The following is a 17666-nucleotide window of genomic DNA, read 5'->3' as shown; positions in this document are numbered from 1 at the left end:
AGGGTCGCGTTGGTTCCGTTGAAAAAGGAAATTTAGGCCATATGAAAAAGTTACTTATCGCTATCGGAGTCCTGATTACACTGCTGCTCGCCGTGCTATTTATTGTGCCGTCCCTGGTCCCATCCTCCGTTTATAAAGACAAAATTCAAACGCAGCTAAGCTCGGAATTAGGGCGTGATGTTTTGATAACGGGAGATGTCAAACTCTCAACCTTCCCGCTAATAAAAGCCAAAACAGATGGCGTGACGATCAAAAATCCTGAAGGTTTCACGGCCACAGATTTTGCCCAAATCTCTGGCCTCGAGGCACGAGTGAAGTTACTCCCGCTCTTCTCCAAACGCGTTGAGATTAGCCGCTTTACTCTGCGCGACCCGATCATACGCTTGGAAAAACGCGCGGACGGTGTGGCGAACTGGGAGTTTGGGGATCGCCCGACAGAGCCGAAACCTGACACTGGACCCTTTAAACGCGATGGCCGTATGGCCGCGCTCGACCCGCAAATTGGAGCGTTTACTCTAGAGAACGGCACGCTCACCTATGACGATGCGGTGACGGGTCAATCCATATCCGTGACAGACATCAATACATTTGTTTCCCTGCCCAGCATGGCCAAGACACTCATTATCGACGGTAGTCTTGTTTATGACGATATGCCCCTGACGCTCGACCTGGCAATGAATAGTCCTCGGGCCTTCTTGAACGGTCAATCTGCGACGATCGAAGGCAACATCAAAACTGATTTCGCTAGCGCTAAAGTCGACGGCAGTTTCCTGCCAAGTGAAGCCATTGCATTTGCAGCCAACATTGACGGGAACGTCTCTGATCTTGCCGCTCTGAAGCCTTTCCTTGGAGAGACCGCCCTTGGAGAGACCGCGAAGTATGTCGACCTCGCCAAAACCGCATCTCTCATTGGCGATATTCGTTATGAGGGCGAGACAATCAGCGCAGAAAACACCAATATCAACATTGAAGGCGACGCCCTCACCTTTCGCTTCGCAGGTAACGCTCGCATGGCCGACGTGCCGACCGCGTCTGGCGATATTGCCTTAAATATAACAGACCTTACGTCACTCAAGTCCTACCTTCCACAGGATGTCAAAGGTCTAGACCTGCTTAAAACAGTCGATGTGACCGCTAAATTACAATCAACAGAGCAAGGCGTTGAAGCCACTGCCCTTGATGCGAAATTTGACGGGCCGAGTGTGGCAGGCAGCTACACAGGCACAGCGAGTTATAATGCCAAAGCAGAGCCTAAAAATGCGGTGACAGCGAAAGGGCAATTCAAAGCTAATTCTGATAACCCCGCCAAACTCGCCGCAATTTTCGCTCCAGACGTGCAAGGCGCAGCGGCCTTGGGCGCGACATCCGTGTCGGGCACTGTGGACATGGCGGGGCAAGCGGTTCGCGCGACGAATATTAGCTTTAAAACCGAAGGTAATGACTTACGGGCCACATACTCTGGTGACGCCTCATTCGTTAACGGTAAGGCCGCAGCGAATGGCAATGTCGACGCCAACATCGCTGACCTCCCCGCGCTGACCCGTATCATGGGACTGACGATTGAAAACATAGATGCGGTCAAAACTGTGGCGATGAAAGGCTCGGTGAATTACTCAGACACCGCGACTTCTCTTAAAGGTCTGTCGGCCAGCCTGACAAATGGCGCGGTCAACGGAACCTATGAGGGTGATGCAACGCTTGGCGAAATTCCTGCGTTTGACGGGGCCTTCACAGCAACCATCCCGCAACTCGCCAAACTCGACCAAGCCCTCACAATGGACATTCCATATGACAATGCGATTGGACAATTAGCGGTTTCAGGCAAGATAAAAGGATCAGGGCAAAATATTGATATTAAAGACATTATTGCCGATTTAACCCAAGGCCTACTCAATGGGTCATACCGCGGCAGCGCGACTTATAATGATGGTGTCACATTAGATGGACAGCTAGACGCGACGATCACAAGCCTGCGCGAGCTCGCCAAATTATCTGGCACTGACCTTCCGCCTAGCACGGCGGCTGGTGATATTTTTGGCGCCTTTGCCATGAACGGCACGGTCAAGGGCACACCTCAGGCTATCACCTTATCACAGGCCAATATCGCGCTGGATCAGATCAAAACTACAGGGCAATTCGGAGTCGACCTTACGACACCAAAACCCTTTATTGACGGGACGCTCAATGTCACGAGCGGCCTTGATCTACGCCCTTACATGGAAAGTTTCTCTGCGCAGCGTCCCGAAGGACAGATCGTTCCTTGGAGCGACACCCCGATCAATACAGAGCCCTTCCGCGCGGTGAATGCGAAGATTGTCATCGCTACGCCCAACATCAAAATGACCCGACTTACGCTGGGCGAAACAACCATCAACACCACGCTCAATAATGGCGTGCTATCCACAGTCATGCCGAGCCTCTCCCTTTATGGTGGCCGCGGTACAATGACCGCAACTCTCGACGCGTCAAGCGCTGTGCCGGCAATTTCCTTGGATACAAAACTCGACAAATTACAGACCAATAGCTTTATGAGTGCTGTCGCTGGCTTCGCAAATGCGTCTGGTCAGGGTCAAACCGCCTTGAAAGTTGAAGGTCGCGGCATTTCGCAAGCCGCCATTATGAAATCCCTCAACGGCACTGGCGGGTTTGAAGTCTTGGAAGGTACGCTCAAGGGCATCAATGCGAGCGAATTCCTAACCGGGCTGGATAGCGCCCTGACGTCTCGTAGTCTCCCCAGCGGTATTGGCGCGGATCAAGTCACACAATTTCAAGACCTTGTCGGGAAATTCCAAATCGAAAATGGTGTGTTGAAAGTCGGTACGTTTAAACTCGCCGCCGCCAACTTGTTGGCCGAAGGGGATGGCGAGATTGACTTGGGCAATCAAACGCTAGACCTGCGCTTCCTCCCAAAACTCAGAGGGGATCAAGCCAGTGGCTTGGCTGCCTTTGGTATTCCCATTCGGTTTTCAGGCGGTTTCGGCTCCGCTAAAGCCAGCCTGGATACAGAATTCTTGGGTCAGATTGTCACCAATCGGGCGCGAGCAGAGGCTGGTAATATCTTGAAAAAAGAGTTGGGCGGTGGTCTTGGCGATATTGTTGGCGGCATAATTGGTGGACAGCCAACACCTCCTAACCCCGCACCTGAAAATGGAGAAATTCCCCCGGCGACAACACCTACAGAATCCAAATCACCATCTGATGCTGTCGAAGGCATGCTAGGCGAGTTATTAGGTGTCAAAAAAGCGCCTGCACACACGCCAAACAATACGGATGCGTCCACAATTCCAACTGAGACGGCACCCTCTCAAACACAGCCTGTTGAGAAGACCGATGAAGAAAAAATCGAAGATGCACTGGGCAGCTTATTTGGTCGCAAGAAAAAGACTAAATCAGAAGACGCCAGAGCCGAACGAATAATTTGCTTCCAATCTACATAATATAGAACAAAATTGGTCTTTTTATCCTATTCATTGACCGTATATACTCCTTAAAAGGAGATATGCGTGATTTCTGACCCTGTCATTTTAGAGCAAACCCCTGCTGCAGATTTTACGATCGAGCAGAAATGGGAGCGCTATACGGCGGATGAGCATGCTATTTGGGATCTTCTCTACGCGCGTCAAATTGATATTTTGCAAGGACGAGCCGTCGACGAATTCTACACGGGCTTGGAAGCCTTAGACTTAGGCGGCGCCGGTATTCCCGATCTGGCTGTTATCAACCCGAAACTGCGCGCCTTAACGGGTTGGGAAATTGTGATGGTGCCTCATCTAGTGCCAGACCTAATATTTTTTGACCACCTCGCCAATCGACGCTTCCCGGCGGGGCGTTTTATTCGCCGGAGAGACCAACTCGATTACCTCCAAGAACCAGATATTTTTCACGATATTTTCGGCCACGTTCCCATGCTGACGCATCCCGTCTTTGCTGATTACATGCAAGCTTACGGGACAGGTGGACTGCGCGGTGAAGAGCGCGGGATGCTGAAAGAATTGGCGCGACTATATTGGTATACTGTGGAATTCGGCCTCCTGCAGAGCGCCGAAGGTCTGCGCATTTACGGCGCCGGCATTGTTTCATCCAAAGGCGAAAGCCTCTTTAGCCTCGACTCACCCTCCCCGCACCGGATTGAATTTGATCTCGAACGGATTATGCGGACAGATTATAAAATTGATGATTATCAGCAATGCTATTTCACAATCGAGTCTTTTGATGAGTTATTCGACGCGACGCAACAAGATTTCAAAGCCATTTATGACCGCTTGGAAGACGATAAAGCGGCAGGTCAGCAACCGATCTTGCCTGCAGATATCGTGAAAACCGATCATCTCCTTAACGTCGGAACCCAAAAGAGAGTTACGGCTCAGTAAAATCACAGCGCCCGTATTATACAATATGTACGATAGATCGAAGCTTAGCAGCCTCTAAGACACTGAAATATAGAGATAAGTTATTTTATCGTGAGATTAGTGTAGGCTTAGCCTTCAACGCACGTCTCATGACATTTTGGGTGTCGGTCTGTCTGTTGCAAATCAAACAGTTTTTCAGCGTGATTTTGGCTCTGCTTAATGGCCCGAACGAAAACATCATCTTTTCATAACTCAATGCAAGCCAGCCTCAATCGTTATAATATCTGTCAATCGCACATAAAAAAACCCCGCCTAGCGACTTGATAACAAGTAACGAGACGGGGCTTTCTAAGTTTTATAAGCGGATCTTAATTGATGCCGCCAAGTGAACCGAGAGTGATCAACACTTCTGTATGACGGTTCAACTGCTCTTTCACGCCGTCACCAGTCTGAACGAAGAGCTCTGTTTCGCCCTTACCTTCGGATGTGATCTTAGCGCGATCAACACCTTGACGAACGAGTTCGTCCATGGCGTCTTTTGCGCGACGCTTAGACAGTGCCAAGTTGTAAGATGCTGAACCGGACGAGTCTGTGTGACCCACGACGCGGATGTTATCGACATTACAATACTCGCCAATGTCCAAGATGCGGTTGACAGTGTTACGTGTCTCAGCAGATTGGCCTTTGTTAAATTCATAATAAATGATTTCTTGGCGATACTGCTCACCACAGATGTCAGCAACAACATTGCCACGCTCTGTCATTTGAACAGGACACTGTGCGAGATCATAAACGAGTGAACCGTCCCAACATGTGTATGTTTCTGGCTGTGCAGGACACTCACCAGCAGCAAACACCATGGAACCATCCCAGCAACGGACTTCTGGCTGTGCCACTGGCTCAGCTGGACACTGACCAGCGTTGAAGACCATTGAACCATCCCAACAAGCGAAGTCAGGTGTAGGAGCTGGAGCCACAACAGGTGCTGGAGCAGATGCGCCAAAGCGGTAACGGAAACCCGTCATCAATGAGTGCGAACCAACATCTTCAAGAGTTGTTGTAATGTTTTGAGTCGCGTTATCAAGACCGTTAGTTGCAACACCTTCGAAATCCATGTTGCTAGCGTTCATGTACTTGTAGTTTGTATCCCATGACAGATTGTCAGTGATCGCATAACCAAGACCTGCAAGAAGCTGCCAGCCGAAAGTTGTGTCACGATCAGTAAATTCGCATGAAATTGCGTCATTTGCAGTGCGTGTCGCATTACAAACGGGTGTGCGAACTAGGTTATTGTCAACGCTTGCAAAATCGTGTGCAGCGGCATCAAGGTCGCCGCGAACGAGACCAATACCGGCACCAACATATGGCTCCCAACGACCAAAATCGCTGAAATCATAAATAGCGTTAAGCATCATAGCGTTCGTGCGCAATTTAGCGAAAGAACTTGGCACGTTATCGATCGCGCCTAGGTCAGTCCAAAGACTTGTTCCGTCTAATTCCATGCGCCAATTATTGCCAAACTCGTAACCGAGACCGAGTGAGAATGCGCCATTTCCTTCACTCTCGACGTCGCCAGCAAGCGTATTGCTTGTTGCGTCACCAGGAACGAAATCCATGTCGTTGTGAATACCATATCCCGCATTACCGCGAAGATACCAGCCGTCGTCTTGTGCTGATGCGAGAGATGGCGCGGCCATCAACGCAGAAGCTGCAGCTGCAATGAGAAGCTTATGCTTCATGATGTTTCCTCCAATTATAGACAGGTTATCTGCCTAATTTATCCAAACAGTATGTCATGTTGACATACTTGCTTAAACCCCTGCTACACGAATTCGTTCCGCGTTGCCAAGGTTCAATAGCCCTATTTTGACGATTTTAAAAGGTTTTTTATGGCCCGTGGCTTTTTTGCACCACATTAATTTTCACCATCGTTAGCTTTAATATCATCTAAGAGGCGAACTTTCCCAGCAATTACGTCATTCTTATGGCACAATGGCGGGAAAAGAAAAGAATGGTACGCCCGCACGGACTCGAACCGTGGACATCCTCATTAAAAGTGAGGCGCTCTACCAACTGAGCTACGGGCGCATCTAATAAGCGGCGCTTACTATGGTTAGGGCGGCGCTACGTCAAGGCAGAAAACTTCGTCAAGTCGGTGTTTTTTCACCCAAGTTTGCGCGAAATGTCGCAACAAAGGCATCAAACCGACCTTCAGAGATCGCCGCACGCATCCGATTCATCAAATCTTCGAAATATGCGATGTTATGCCAAGACAGAATCATCGAACCCAACATCTCCTGAGAGCGGATAAGGTGGTGGACATAGGCACGACTATAATCATTTGAAGCTGGGCAGTGAATCGCTGCGTCCAGAGGGGCGGCATCTTCGGCAAACTCGGCGCGTTTAATGTTGTACGGCCCCGAATCAGTCCAGACTTGCCCGTGTCTGCCAGACCGTGTGGGAATCACGCAATCAAACATATCAACGCCGCGAGCGACAGCTTCTACGAGGTCTATGGGCTTGCCCACACCCATTAAATATCTAGGTCGATCAACTGGCAGGTGCGGCACTGTGAAATCGAGCGTCTCGCACATGGCGTCATGCCCTTCCCCCACAGCCAAACCGCCAATCGCAAAGCCGCCATAACCGCCTGCGGTTGCCTCGGCCACGCTGGCCTCGGCGCTCATCTTGCGGAGGTCAGGGAAAGTTGAACCTTGGACAATCGCAAATAATGTCTGACTTTCTCGTTCCCCAAACGCCGCGAGGGATCGCTGTCCCCATCGTAGGGATAATTCCATAGACTTTGCAGCGGCGTCATAGGGCGACGGGAATTCCGTACACTCATCAAGCTGCATTGAGATATCCGCGCCAAGGAGATCGGCTTGAATCTCAATAGACCGCTCGGGTGAAAGCATGTGCTTAGAACCGTCCAGATGACTCTGGAACTCAACGCCTTCTTCGGTCATCTTGCGAAGCTTCGACAGGGACCACACCTGAAAACCGCCTGAATCAGTCAGAATCGGGCCGTCCCAGCCACCGAATTTATGCAAACCGCCCATACGCTTGACCCGCTCTGCCCCAGGTCGCAGCATCAGGTGATAGGTGTTGCCCAAGATAATATCCGCACCTGCTTGGCGCACTTGGTCCATATATAGCCCTTTGACCGTACCCGCCGTCCCGACAGGCATAAAGGCTGGGGTGCGAATATCACCGCGCGGGGTTCGCAATACGCCTGTCCGCGCTTTGCCTTCAGTCGCATGAATATCGAATGGAAATTTCGCCATGTCGCCTCTCTAAGACTTCTCTTTACCTTGCGCACGCCAGAGGAGCGAACTGTCGCCATAGCTGTAAAAGCGGTAGCCTTGTTCAATCGCATGCGCGTAAGCAGCCTGCATTGTATCCAATCCCGCCAGCGCACTAACCAGCATAAACAAGGTTGATTTCGGCAAATGGAAATTCGTCATAAGGCCGTCAACGATTTGAAATTCGTAGCCGGGCGTGATGAAAATATCGGTATCTTTGGACAGCGTTTTTAGTTGTCCCTTCTCAGCAGCACTCTCGAGCGCACGCAAAGACGTTGTGCCAACCGCGATCACGCGGCGGCCCTCTGACTTTGCGCGATTGATACGAGCGGCCGTGTCAGCCCCGATCGAATACCACTCGCTGTGCATGTCGTGGTCGTCTGTATTATCAGTTTTTACTGGTAAGAATGTCCCCGCCCCAACATGTAACGTCACGCGCTCTATCTCCACACCTTTCGTATCCAAACGATCAAGTAGTTCGGGCGTGAAGTGTAGTCCCGCCGTGGGAGCTGCGACAGAGCCCGTTTCTTCGGCGTAGACCGTTTGATAATCCGACACGTCCTGTTCATCCACCTCTCGCTTGCGGCCAATATAGGGCGGGAGCGGTGGGCGGCCGACAGTTTCAATCGCTGCATCAAGCGCCTCGCCAGATTGCGAGAATTGTAGCGTGGCCAAACCGCCCTCGCCTTTGTGAATGACTGTCGCCGTCAGATCATGCCCGAATGAGAGACTATCACCGTCTTTGATACGCTTGGCAGGTCGCGCGAAAGCTAACCATGTATCAGGCGTTTCGCGCTCAAGCAGATTGATGTCGAGCGTCACGTCCCCGCCGCCGCCATGAGGACGCGCAGGCCGCACGGCTTTTAACGCCGCCAATAAAACGCGTGTTTCATTGACCACCAAGACATCGCCAGCCCGTAACTGATCTGGCAAATCGCGTACGATATGATCAGACAGCACGCCCTCTGCGCTCACGCCCAGCAGCTTGGCGCTATCACGCGGAGAGGCAGGCCGAAGCGCGATTGACGCTTCGGGTAGCTCGAAATCAAAGAGGGAAACGTCCACTGGGAGACCTCCAAAGGCGGACGGTGGTCGGAGACCCTAGACTTAAAGTCTAGGAAACTTCCATTTTTACGATTTTACCTGGGTAGCGTGGCGGCTCACCCTTTGGCAGCGCATCGATGAATTCCATGCCGCTCTCGACTTGGCCCCAGACCGTATATTGACCGTTCAAAAAGCTGGCATCGTCAAAGCAGATAAAGAACTGGCTGGACGCAGAATTTGGGCTGGCCGCGCGGGCCATAGAACACGTGCCGCGCACATGCGGCGTTGAGTTAAACTCAGCTGGCACATTCTTCTTCGCGCCGCCCATGCCTGTCCCGTCAGGACAACCACCTTGAGCCATAAATCCGTCGATCACACGATGAAATGTCAGGCCGTCATAAAAACCCTTCGTTGCGAGCGTTGTGATCTGCTTGACGTGCAAAGGTGCGACATCGGGACGAAGAGCAATGACAACATCACCCGTTTTTCCGTCATTGCAATCAACCGTCATTGTTAGTTTTTCAGCCATTATATTTCCTCTTATCGTCTGTATCGGGGGGTTAAAGCGTATGACTAGGTACGGTTATGTCACAGATATCGGGATATGTCCCGTCCGCATTTTTATAAGTCTTTAAGTGGTTGCTAAAGGCAGGTGTGTTCACTTTTAGCACCTGAACATTCGGGCGATCCGCATCTGGTATATCGGAAGCGAGTGTCACGGTGTTCATCTGATCTGGGATAAAGCCTGGAACTTCGCCTTTGGTGCCCACTTTGAAGCTTTCCAGATATTCATACCCCATCACTGTATTGCCCCAGACAGAATATTGCGTATCCAAATGATCGGCTTTTGCGCGCATCAAAAAGAACTGGCTATTGGCAGAATTCGGATCAGAGGTTCGTGCCATGGACGTCACGCCTTTGCAATGTAGTCCAAAGGCGGCAACTTTACCGTCCTTTGTCAGCATCGCTTGGCTAATTGGCTGCGTTGCGACTGGGAGGGATTTATAGAAACCCACGCCGATTTCCTCATTACCCGCCTTGCGCGCGCCGACCAACGTCACAGCCATGTCGTCGCCGCGGCGGAAAGTAAATTCTGCAGGAATGTTGGGCAAGTCACTATCGCCTGTGCCGTCACCATTGGAGCCGTCGCCCGTCTGGTTCATAAAACCGTCAATCACGCGGTGAAACGGAACACCGTCATAAAACCCTTGGCGCACTAAGGCTTTAATCTGCGAGACATGAGCCGGCGCGATCTCTGGGAAAAGCTCCACACCGATTTTACCGTAAGCCGTATCAATGACCATCAGATTGTCTGGATCAACCGTCCGCCAAGCCTCTGCTGGTACATTGCTCATCGTAGAGCTCGACGCTGTCGTTGCGGTGGTTTGAGCTTCCGGCGCTTCGGCAGCGCAAGCAGATGCGACCAGAGAGGCGGCCAAACAAGTGCCAGCTATAATTCGTTTCATCATGAGTATTTGTCCTTCAAGCGTAGCTCTACCTCGGGCGTCACAAACTGTCCTACATCGCCGCCGAGTCTCGCTATTTCCTTCACCAATCGCGACGCGATGGTTTGGTATTGCGGGTCGGCCATCAGGAAGACAGTTTCGATATCCGGGTTCAAGCGGTCATTCATTCCAGCCATTTGAAATTCGTATTCGAAATCCGAAACGGCTCCGTAAGCCGCGCACTATCATAGAGGCACCGCAGCTTTCAACAAAATGTATCAGTAGACCTTCAAACGGCTTCACCTCAACTTCGATACGATCGCGGAAGTCTTTGACAACGTCCTCCACCATCTCGACACGCTCATCGAGGCCAAAGAGTGGGTTCTTGGAACGATTGATCGCTACGCCTACAACAAGCTTATCGCATAGCCTTGAGGCACGTTTGAGAATGTCCAAATGGCCCAATGTCATGGGGTCAAAAGTACCAGGATAGAGTGCGATGCGTTTGGTCATAAATGAGTTATAACGGGGATAGCCAGATTATCTAGAAGAATATCGTGATTTCAATAGGTTGACGTTGCAGATCACCTGCGACGCTTAAACACCTATTCTGCTGGGGACTCAGAGGCGTCTTCGGCTTCGTCGTCTTCACTTTCTTCAATCCGCTCGACAGAGACCACGCGTTCATCGTCTTTAACGCGAATGACAGTGACGCCGCGAGAGCTGCGCGAAACAACGCGGATGTTCTTGACAGGGCAGCGAATCAACTGACCGCCATCTGTCACGATCATCAGTTGGTTATCATCTTCGATCGTAAAGCTACGCACGAGTTTCGCATCCTCTTCGCCTTTGCGCGAGAGGTCTTGCGCTGTCACGCCCTGCCCGCCACGATTCATGCACCTATAGTCATAAGAACTGCTGCGCTTGCCAAACCCGTCATCTGCAAGGGTCAGCAGGAATTGTTCTTTGCCGCCTAACTCACCAATGCGTTCATCGGATAGCGAGCTTTCGATTTCGATCTCGGTTTCCTCAGCCTCATCTTCCCCCTCGCCCAAGGCGCGGCGCATGGCATTGGCGTGCTTCATATAGGCCCGTGCCTCGTCCGTTTCGACATCGACGTGGCGCAGCACGGCCATAGAGATCACTTCATCACCATCTGCCAGCTTGATCCCGCGCACACCTGATGACGTGCGACCGACAAAACGTCGGACATCGGTGACGCGGCAACGTAACGCTTTGCCCATTGCCGTTGTTAGCAGAATATCATCGTCTTCAGTGCAGAGGCGGACATCGACGATACCGTCGCCCTCATCAGGCTTCATCGCGATTTTCCCGTTGCGGTTGACGCGGGTGAAGTCAGCGAGGCTGTTCCGACGCACACCGCCAGAGCGAGCGGCGAACATGATGTCCATGTTCTTCCAGTCTTCCTCATTCTCTGGCAAAGCCATGATGGAATTGATTGTTTCGCCTTGCTCAAGCGGCAGGAGATTGACGAGGGCTTTGCCGCGCGTGGCTGGACCGCCAACAGGCAGCTTCCAGACTTTGAGCTTATAAGACATGCCGTTTGAGCTAAAGAACAGCACGGGCGTATGTGTGGTCGCGACAAAAACTGTGGTGACGTAATCTTCGTCTTTCATGGCCATGCCAGAGCGACCTTTGCCGCCGCGACGTTGCGCACGATATGTGTCCAGCGGCGTCCGTTTCACATATCCGCCCGCTGTCACTGTAACGACCATATCTTCGACCGCGATCAGGTCTTCGTCGTCAAAGTCCATACCGCCTTCAACGAAAATAGACTTGCGCGGGGTTGCAAATTTTTCTTTAATTTCAGTTAGTTCTTCATGAATGATCGTGCGGACGCGCTTGCGGGAACGCAGAATATCCAGCAAATCACTAATAGTTGCGGCCAGTTTTTCTGCTTCGCTTGTCAGGTCGTCCATCCCCAAGGCGGTTAGCTTTAGCAGACGCAAATCCAGGATGGCTTTCGCTTGTTCTTCTGTCAGTTGGATCGTGCCATCATCGAGCAATTTAGACCGTGGATCAGCGATCAATTTGATCAAAGCCCCCATGTCCTTAGCAGGCCATGTGCGGGCCAATAAGTTTTGGCGCGCGTCTTGCGGATTGGCAGAGCCGCGGATGATTTTGATGATTTCATCAATATTTGCTACCGCTGTCGCAAGGCCAACAATGATGTGGGCACGGTCCCGCGCCTTAGCGAGATCAAACTTCGTGCGCCGCGCAATGACCTCCTCGCGAAAGCCAAGAAAGGCTTCAATCATCTGACGCACGTTCATTTGCTCTGGCTTGCCGCCATTCAGTGCGAGCATATTGGAGCTGAAATTCTGTTGCAGTTGCGAGAAGCGGAAAAGCTGGTTGAGGACCACGTCAGGCACGGCGTCGCGCTTCAATTCAATCACGACCCGCATGCCAACACGATCAGACTCGTCGCGGACAGCAGAAATGCCTTCAACACGCTTTTCATTCACGAGGGAGGCGATCTTCTTAATCATCGTAGCTTTGTTCACTTGGAACGGAATTTCCGTCACGACAATCGCCATACGGTCTTTGCGGATTTCTTCGATCTCTGTCACCGCGCGGAGAGTGACGGAGCCACGCCCCGTCAGCACACCTTGGCGCGCCCCGGATTGGCCCATGATTAATGCCCCCGTTGGGAAATCTGGCCCTGGAATAATCTCTAGAAGTTCATCATCGGTCAGCGCCCCGTTATCGAGCAGCGCCAGGCTTGCATCCACGACCTCGCCGAGATTGTGCGGCGCGATATTAGTCGCCATACCAACGGCGATCCCTCCCGCGCCGTTGACCAAGATATTAGGAAAGCGCGCGGGTAGGACGATAGGCTCTGACTCGGAGCTATCGTAATTGTCTTGGAAATTGACTGTGTTCTTCTCAATATCCGCTAGCAAGCTCGCGGCAGGACGATCCATGCGGACTTCGGTATATCGCATAGCAGCGGGCGGATCACCGTCTACCGAGCCAAAGTTACCCTGACCGTCCAGCAATGGCAGGCGCATGGAAAAATCCTGCGCCATGCGCACCAGCGCGTCATACACCGCACTATCGCCGTGAGGATGGTATTTACCGATGACATCGCCAACTACACGGGCAGATTTCTTATAGGCTTTTTCGCGGGTAAATCCGTTCTCATGCATTGAATAAAGGATACGGCGATGGACGGGTTTCAACCCGTCGCGCACATCTGGGATGGCGCGAGAGACAATCACAGACATTGCATAATCGAGATAGGAGCGTTTCATCTCCTCCTCAATCGTCACGGGCGAAATGCCATCAGGTAGACCTTTTGGTGTCTGCGGTGTGTCGTCGTTTGGGATGTCAGTGTCGTCGGCCAAAGGTCAAATAATCCACTTCTGATAGGCCGCAAGAATCGCGACAAATGCATCACATTTTACTAGCATTGCGAGAGGCTGACCGCAAATGAATCACCAAATCAAAGCCTGCGACGTCTAGGATCTTGGAACTCTCTCGTCTCCAACGAATTTCTATGGTATTACAGGCCCAAACAGGAGATCGCTATGCCATACGTTAAACCCCTATCCCTTACACTCACCGCAATTTTGGCGCTATCGGCTTGTAGCTCCCAAGACACAGCTAGCGACTCTCCCATGACGATTGAGCAACCCATTCTCAGCACGATAGGCAACCAACTCGGCACGGTAACTTTACGCGATCTTGGTGCGGACGGCACTGAGGTTAAGGTCACTGTCACCGGTATTAGCGAAGGTTCGCATGCGATGCATTTTCATGAAACTGGGAAATGCGAAGGGCCAGACTACGCCTCTGCTGGTGGGCATTATAATCCGACAAATGCAGCACACGGCACGAAAATGGCTAATGGTCCACATGCGGGCGATATGATGAATATTGACGTGATGGGCGACCTGACAGGCCAAATGACTGTCATCAATGAGCGCGTGTCAATTAATGGCGATCACGGCCTGCCCCCTCTCCTAGATGGAGACGGCACAGCGCTCATCATTCACGAGAAAGCCGATGATTATGAAAGCCAGCCTAGCGGCGCGGCAGGCGCACGCATTGGTTGTGCTGTCATTAGCGCTAACTAGCGAACAATCCGCGTTTCCAACTTACCGATTTGTTCGCCAATCGCTTTGAAAGCTGCTTCAAATTCGGCCGCGTTATTCGTATCGAAGTAATACTGTGTCTTCGCTGACGCTGGATCAGTGGCGCCATCATTCAACGACGCACAATCCCGAAGCAGAGCCTCCCCCGCGCTTGGCGCTTCAAACGCGACTGAGAAGATCGTTATTCCGTCAGCCTTCGCCGCTTCGCAATGGGCTCGCGTTGCGTCGCTCTCAAGAGAGCTATTATTGGCCCCATCTGTCATAAAGACGATATATTCTTTGAGGTCCGCTGGCTGGTTAGGATCATTCGTCAACATGTCATATGCCGTTTTGAACGCGAGGGTCGAGTTTGTGCCATATAGAGTGACGAGACTCTTTACCTCAGACTCAACATTATTCCAGCCATACGCCATAGGTACCGTATGCGCATCCACCATATCGTTGCTGTAAACAGTCAAGCCTGAGCGCATCTTGGTTTTCAGAATATCTTTTCGTGGCGCAGAATCTTCAATGGCGTCGAACAGCGTTTCAGTCGCATCTTTTAGAACATCGATTTTGATACGACCGTCAGATGTCGATCCAGACATAGAACTTGAAATATCAACCACCAAAGTCATGGAGACAGGGTTCACCTCTTCCATAGCGTAGGACGCAACGCTTTGCCCTTTAACCGCGATGTCCTTCTTCCCGAAGACTTTTGCGAATGTTGTATTTTGCTTAGACCGCAATGTCACTGTGACCTCATCGGCGGAATCGTCAAATTTGATAATTGCGTCTTCAACATCAAGATGACTGCCCAAATTAGAAACGTGAAAATCAATCGTTTTTTGTACAATGTCTTCACGTTCGTCTTTGTTTGTCGTCGCTACGAAAGCACCAGACAGCGCGGCAGAGTCGGCAATATTCGTAAGGCTTTCGCGGGTTTTGAACGCCATAGAAGCATCAGTCGCCAAAGCTACTCCGCCAACCAAAACAACCATCATGGCACTGAACATCATCGCAACATTGCCGCTATTATCGGCTATAAAACTTCTGAATGGCACTTTCGCCATGATATACTCCCACTCATAACGAGTGAAATTTAGCAGAAAAGCGATAATAGCAAATTGAGCGTTGTGGTTAGCAATACCTTAAATGGTAGTGATGAAATTAGTCATCGCCGGGCCAAATTTTATTCCACCAGTCATAGTCTTTTTTAGGCTCGTCTATATCAAACATCTCCCCCTTGCCGCTTTCCTTGATCTTGGCGCGAATGTATTTCGTGTCCCAGCCTGTGAGGTTTGCCAGTGTCTTGATTTCGGTCTCTTTGCGCTTGTTGACTTCACGCTTATAGTCGGCAGCCTCGGGACATTCCATCTCCCCGTCAAAGGCGTGGCGAAGGATGTAGCGGCCTTGGAAATTCTGCTTATTGCCCGTGGTTTTAAACTTCAAATCTTCTGGGAAGCTTTCCGCGTCATAGCGGACATGCAAGCGCGTCACGAACACGTCTTTGGCCGGGCTCGGCATGACGCGACGGCGCGGCATCTGCCCGGGCTTTTGCGGACGGCCCTTCACATCATCCAGCCAGAAAACGCCGAGTTCTCTTAGCTGATCGTCAGAGAGAGGATCGGCCGCACAGGGGTCGCACCAATTCATGTCCCACGCATACTCCATGAACACACCATGTCCGCCCTCGCGATTGGCCGCCGTTTTATACATGTCTTTATAGAACTCACCGAACACCTCTTCGTCTTTGATGAAGATCGGCAACTCTTTGTCACTCGGGATTTTCTGCGTGCGGTAATTGGTGGTTTCCACCTGCCCGCCCTTGGTCAGCGTGTAGACGAACATATCCTGATCGCCGTCTGCGTTAACGGTGCCAAGGCGGATGGGCAGCATGAATTTCGGGCTCTCAAATGCGACTGCAATCGGGCGCAACATCTCGCCGCCCTGTTTGGCTTTTTCTTCTAAATTCACCTTTGCGACAAAGAATTTCATGTCTTGTTTGATGTAGCTTCCTAGAGTTCGCTCAGCCTTTTTCGGGACTTTATAACCATTGCTCGACAACCATTTTTGTAAGCCGTCGCTCTCTTTGGCGGAGAGGATGAGGATGTCATACTCGCCGACGGAGAAGCTCTCTTCGATTGTCACGCCGAGGGCATCTGCTTCCATCGCGCTCTCTGCTACAGGCGCCACCATTGGACCGCTAGACCGCATCATCTTTTCATACATTACGCGGTTACACGGATTGTCATCGAAATATTCTACCAATCGCGGCGCCGTGTAGGCGTCCAAATGATCTAACAAAGACGCGTCAGAGATATGTACCTGTTCTTTCTTAATCACCGTCGGCACGGGGATAACCATCGCAAATTCTGTCGGGTCGCCGATGTAATCATTCGCCATCGTGATGACCGTACGGTCCCCGTCCCGCACCATCGCGACTTTGGAGGATTTGTTGAACAAGTCTGTGTCGGCCTTTGCCACATAAAATCCGCAAAAAGCATTGGCTGAACCAGCGACAGCGAATGTGGAGAGCGCAACGGCGCTACTCAGCAGGTGTTTGAATGTCATGGGAGACTCCTGTTGGGGTGGGAAAGAATTGCGGCCAGTGATAGCGGCCTGCGGGGAAGAAACGGTCAAAGAGCGGCATGAGCGGCGCGGTCAAGATCAGTGCGAGGATAATGCCTGCGCTATTGTAAAGGCCAAATTGAATGGTGAAGCCAATACTCGCGACGAGCATAGCATAAAACACACGCCCCATACGACTATCGGGTGTCGTCTTGGGATCAGAAATCATAAAGAAGGCAAAGATCAGCAACGCTCCGCTTTGCATCTGATGCACAGGAATGGACAGCGGATCACCGAGCCAAATGGCTCGCGCAAAAATCAGAGTTGCATAGCTGCCCAGAAGCGCAAGCGACACATCCCAGCGCTTGGCTTTGCCTGTCACAATTCCGCCGAGGCCCAGCAAAGCTATCGCGAAGATCGGGGCCGCCCCCCACTGCCCTGGGGAAATCCAAGCGGCACCGAAAAGCAGGCTAACAATCACAAGGCCGAAGTTTGCAGGATTGAAAATATGCTTCCCGCGCCAGCGAATGAGATATTTAGAAGCCACAGCAATAACGCCCGCCGCTATCGACAGCGTGACTGATCCTGTGCGCAAGAGAAGTGTGAGAGACAGCGCAGAAATCAAAGGACTGCGCGCATCAAACCTGCGCCCGACGATCTTATCAGCCACCGCTTGCGTAACGAGCGTCGACCCAATCGTCCCTGCCGCATGCCACCACGGGAGCTGAAACGCGTAGACAAAAATACCAACCAAAATAAGAGAGCTTAGGACACCAATTTGGTAATGCCGCGGATCTGCCAGCAGCGCTTTGCCCCAGCTAAAGCCCGCCTTCATTTGCGTCACTTGTTTTGGCGCTT

12 protein-coding genes, 1 tRNA gene and 1 pseudogene are annotated in these 17666 nt (G+C 51.5%); 3 read left to right on the top strand and 11 right to left on the bottom strand.

Annotation, left to right across the window (positions count from 1 at the left end):
- Window positions 1-41: 41 nt before the first annotated feature.
- Both AB8615_RS04735 and phhA read left to right on the top strand, forming a co-directional pair.
- Entirely contained in the window at window positions 42-3437 is a 3396-nt protein-coding gene (locus AB8615_RS04735) for an AsmA family protein (protein ID WP_418152840.1), read from the top strand.
- 66 nt (window positions 3438-3503) lie between these two features.
- Window positions 3504-4370: a phenylalanine 4-monooxygenase gene (gene phhA, locus AB8615_RS04730; protein WP_409433776.1), complete on the top strand. Its 867-nt coding sequence runs from the start codon at window positions 3504-3506 to the stop codon at window positions 4368-4370.
- 347 nt (window positions 4371-4717) lie between these two features.
- Here the strand turns inward: phhA and AB8615_RS04725 are convergent, their stop codons facing one another.
- The 8 genes and pseudogenes from AB8615_RS04725 to gyrA form a co-directional block, all read right to left on the bottom strand.
- Window positions 4718-6088 carry an OmpA family protein gene (locus tag AB8615_RS04725; protein WP_418152838.1) on the bottom strand — a complete coding sequence of 457 codons (1371 nt, stop codon included), beginning with the start codon at window positions 6086-6088 and terminating at the stop codon, window positions 4718-4720.
- A gap of 273 nt (window positions 6089-6361) precedes the next feature.
- Window positions 6362-6437 (bottom strand) — tRNA-Lys (locus AB8615_RS04720).
- A gap of 59 nt (window positions 6438-6496) precedes the next feature.
- The gene (tgt, locus tag AB8615_RS04715) at window positions 6497-7633 is read right to left on the bottom strand and encodes a tRNA guanosine(34) transglycosylase Tgt (protein WP_409433774.1); all 1137 of its coding nucleotides are present in this window, start codon (window positions 7631-7633) and stop codon (window positions 6497-6499) included.
- 9 nt (window positions 7634-7642) lie between these two features.
- On the bottom strand, window positions 7643-8716 hold the full coding sequence (gene queA, locus AB8615_RS04710) for a tRNA preQ1(34) S-adenosylmethionine ribosyltransferase-isomerase QueA (protein ID WP_409433773.1): 1074 nt from the start codon (window positions 8714-8716) through the stop codon (window positions 7643-7645).
- A 49-nt stretch (window positions 8717-8765) separates the two neighbouring features.
- Window positions 8766-9224, bottom strand: a complete 459-nt coding sequence (locus AB8615_RS04705) for a peptidylprolyl isomerase (protein WP_409433772.1) — start codon at window positions 9222-9224, stop codon at window positions 8766-8768.
- A 31-nt stretch (window positions 9225-9255) separates the two neighbouring features.
- On the bottom strand, window positions 9256-10164 hold the full coding sequence (locus AB8615_RS04700) for a peptidylprolyl isomerase (RefSeq protein ID WP_418152835.1): 909 nt from the start codon (window positions 10162-10164) through the stop codon (window positions 9256-9258).
- Window positions 10161-10653 (bottom strand): annotated as a pseudogene (gene coaD / locus AB8615_RS04695) (pantetheine-phosphate adenylyltransferase). Before coaD ends, AB8615_RS04700 begins: the two are co-directional and overlap by 4 nt.
- A gap of 92 nt (window positions 10654-10745) precedes the next feature.
- Window positions 10746-13508: a DNA gyrase subunit A gene (gyrA, locus tag AB8615_RS04690; RefSeq protein WP_409433769.1), complete on the bottom strand. Its 2763-nt coding sequence runs from the start codon at window positions 13506-13508 to the stop codon at window positions 10746-10748.
- A 183-nt stretch (window positions 13509-13691) separates the two neighbouring features.
- Here gyrA and AB8615_RS04685 point away from each other — a divergent pair, with 183 nt between their 5' ends.
- Window positions 13692-14240 (top strand): superoxide dismutase family protein, encoded by a 549-nt coding sequence (locus AB8615_RS04685; RefSeq protein ID WP_409433768.1) that lies wholly within the window; start codon window positions 13692-13694, stop codon window positions 14238-14240.
- On the opposite strand, the gene AB8615_RS04680 is transcribed toward AB8615_RS04685, so the two are convergent.
- From AB8615_RS04680 to AB8615_RS04670, 3 genes are all read right to left on the bottom strand, one after another.
- Complete coding sequence (locus tag AB8615_RS04680; RefSeq protein ID WP_409433767.1) at window positions 14237-15310, bottom strand: TadE/TadG family type IV pilus assembly protein; 1074 nt, start codon at window positions 15308-15310, stop codon at window positions 14237-14239. The two genes, AB8615_RS04685 and AB8615_RS04680, sit on opposite strands and share 4 nt — an antisense overlap.
- Window positions 15311-15407: 97 nt before the next feature.
- Window positions 15408-16811, bottom strand: a complete 1404-nt coding sequence (locus AB8615_RS04675; protein ID WP_409433766.1) for a DUF2330 domain-containing protein — start codon at window positions 16809-16811, stop codon at window positions 15408-15410.
- Window positions 16786-17643, bottom strand: a complete 858-nt coding sequence (locus AB8615_RS04670) for an RnfABCDGE type electron transport complex subunit D (RefSeq protein WP_409434131.1) — start codon at window positions 17641-17643, stop codon at window positions 16786-16788. Before AB8615_RS04670 ends, AB8615_RS04675 begins: the two co-directional genes overlap by 26 nt.
- Window positions 17644-17666: the final 23 nt, after the last annotated feature.

Source organism: Litorimonas sp. RW-G-Af-16 (assembly GCF_048319245.1).
Lineage (GTDB): Bacteria > Pseudomonadota > Alphaproteobacteria > Caulobacterales > Maricaulaceae > Litorimonas.
The sequence above is the reverse complement of the archived record's forward strand: the minus strand, read 5'-3'. Positions and strand labels throughout refer to the sequence as shown.

Coding starts and splice junctions, on each gene's coding strand:
- AB8615_RS04735 (WP_418152840.1), top strand. CDS start 42: ATGAAAAAGTTACTTATCGCTATCGGAGTCCTGATTACACTGCTGCTC.
- AB8615_RS04725 (WP_418152838.1), bottom strand. CDS start 6,088: ATGAAGCATAAGCTTCTCATTGCAGCTGCAGCTTCTGCGTTGATGGCC.
- tgt (WP_409433774.1), bottom strand. CDS start 7,633: ATGGCGAAATTTCCATTCGATATTCATGCGACTGAAGGCAAAGCGCGG.
- AB8615_RS04705 (WP_409433772.1), bottom strand. CDS start 9,224: ATGGCTGAAAAACTAACAATGACGGTTGATTGCAATGACGGAAAAACG.
- AB8615_RS04700 (WP_418152835.1), bottom strand. CDS start 10,164: ATGATGAAACGAATTATAGCTGGCACTTGTTTGGCCGCCTCTCTGGTC.
- AB8615_RS04685 (WP_409433768.1), top strand. CDS start 13,692: ATGCCATACGTTAAACCCCTATCCCTTACACTCACCGCAATTTTGGCG.
- AB8615_RS04680 (WP_409433767.1), bottom strand. CDS start 15,310: ATGGCGAAAGTGCCATTCAGAAGTTTTATAGCCGATAATAGCGGCAAT.
- AB8615_RS04675 (WP_409433766.1), bottom strand. CDS start 16,811: ATGACATTCAAACACCTGCTGAGTAGCGCCGTTGCGCTCTCCACATTC.
- AB8615_RS04670 (WP_409434131.1), bottom strand. CDS start 17,643: ATGAAGGCGGGCTTTAGCTGGGGCAAAGCGCTGCTGGCAGATCCGCGG.